Here is a 1,601-nt window from a genome sequence, read left to right on the forward strand (position 1 = left end):
GTCCCGAAGGACCGATACTGAGCAGCCTTCGGCTCAATGGTAACGGAGACGCTGACGAAATCAGCGACGTTCAGGCCAACAGCCATGGCAAAGCCGCCGAAGTCTCGGCGTCCCTAATTTGAGAACTTCGGAGGGGTGGGGGCTTGGCCGCGGCTCAGGCCGGCGGTAGGGGGGACGCGATCGGTGCGAGGATCTGCGTCGGGCCGGCGACGTTGCCGGCGGTCGCCTGGATGGCGCCGATGGTCTGGAGGACGTTCTGGATCGGGTAGGTCCGCTCGATCGTCTGCGTCAGACGAAACGACAGGTCAGAGCGGCGACGGCTCTGCGCGGCCACGATCTCCGGCACGCGCCGAATGGTGTCGAAGCCGATGAGGTTTAGGCCGAGCGCCCGCATCGCTTCGCGGTTCTGCGCGACGTAGAATCCGTCCCTGAGGAGCTTCGCGTAGGCGTCGCTCCGGGGGCCGTAGAAGCTCGCGAGGATGTCGAGCCGGTAGACGGTGCGCAGCACGGTGTAGCCGGCGCCATCGGGGTGATGGATCTGCGCCGGGGTATCGTCCGGCATGGTCCCGGTGACACCGACCGCGACCCAGGTCGTGTCGATCTCGGGAATGCGCGGCTGCGTGGGCTGCCAGCGCGGGCGGACCAGATCCCCGGGCAGGCCGGTGACCCCGGCGACGAGGCCGCCGATGGCCGTGTCGAGATCGAGATCGTCGATCGGGGGCGCGGAGGTCGGGGCGAGAGGGCCGCCGGTCGCGCTCGTGTTAGCCGAGGAAGCCGGCATCGGATCGTGCCCCCGTCTGGGCTGGGTTCACGACCGCGAGCTTGCAGACGGCTTGGGTGAACCCCTCGCCGAATGGCCACAGCTGCGCGTTGATGATCGTGTAGGGGAGGCCGGCGAAGACGATCGCGTCGGCTGCGACCTCTCGGGTGCCGGTGTCGATCGGGAAGCGGGTGATCACGGCGAGGTCGCCCTCGACGAAGTCACCGTCACCGACCTGGACGAGGCCCTTGCCGTTGCCCGGGAAGATGACGCCGCGGATGCGTGTGCCCTTCTCCAGGGCGCGGGCGAGTCCGACGCTGCTCACCGCAACGATCGACTGGATCAGCACGGCCTCGGACCAGAAATCCGGGTCGTCGAGGACATCAACGACGTTCTGGAGGGCCATTACTTCACCAGATACGTCACAGAATTTCTGAGTTGGCCTGTGTCGATCAGCGGCTTGGTGCCGGTCCGGCCGCGGTGGAGCCGCGCCTTGATCGTGCGGGCGGCCAGGGGCGCGTGTGCGCCATCGGTGATCTGGGCGCGGACGGCGTTCTGGCCGATCAGGCCGATCGCCTCGAAGCCCGTCTGGATCGCCGCGTAGTCGCCCTTCAGGGCGGCAGCGCCCATCGCCTTCAGGCGGGGCAGGATCTGCGGCATGGCCGCCTCGATCCCGGGATGCAGGAACGGCCGCGCGGGTCGGTTCTGCTCGGGATCGCCGAACTCCATCCAGTAGCCGAGGGCGGCGTTGCTGGGCGGCGCATCACCATCGTCTTCCTGGCGGGACGAGCCCTCCGGGATGCCCACGTAGACCTTGGTCTTCGTCAGCGCGTGGTCCGGC

Annotated in this window: 3 protein-coding genes; all 3 read right to left on the reverse strand. The window is 68.3% G+C overall.

Features of this window, described 5'->3' with window-relative positions; all coding sequences use genetic code 11:
• Nucleotides 1-154 precede the first annotated feature (154 nt).
• Nucleotides 155-781: a hypothetical protein gene (locus tag I53_RS08380; protein WP_043349082.1), complete on the reverse strand. Its 627-nt coding sequence runs from the start codon at nt 779-781 to the stop codon at nt 155-157.
• Nucleotides 762-1,166, reverse strand: coding sequence for a hypothetical protein (locus tag I53_RS08385; protein WP_043349085.1), 405 nt, complete (start codon nt 1,164-1,166; stop codon nt 762-764). Before I53_RS08385 ends, I53_RS08380 begins: the two co-directional genes overlap by 20 nt.
• Nucleotides 1,166-1,601: hypothetical protein (locus I53_RS33800; RefSeq protein ID WP_043349087.1), on the reverse strand; the 436-nt coding region annotated here is incomplete at its 5' end. The genes I53_RS33800 and I53_RS08385, both read right to left, overlap by 1 nt.

The organism is Methylobacterium sp. B1 (assembly GCF_000333255.1).
Lineage (GTDB): Bacteria > Pseudomonadota > Alphaproteobacteria > Rhizobiales > Beijerinckiaceae > Methylobacterium > Methylobacterium fujisawaense.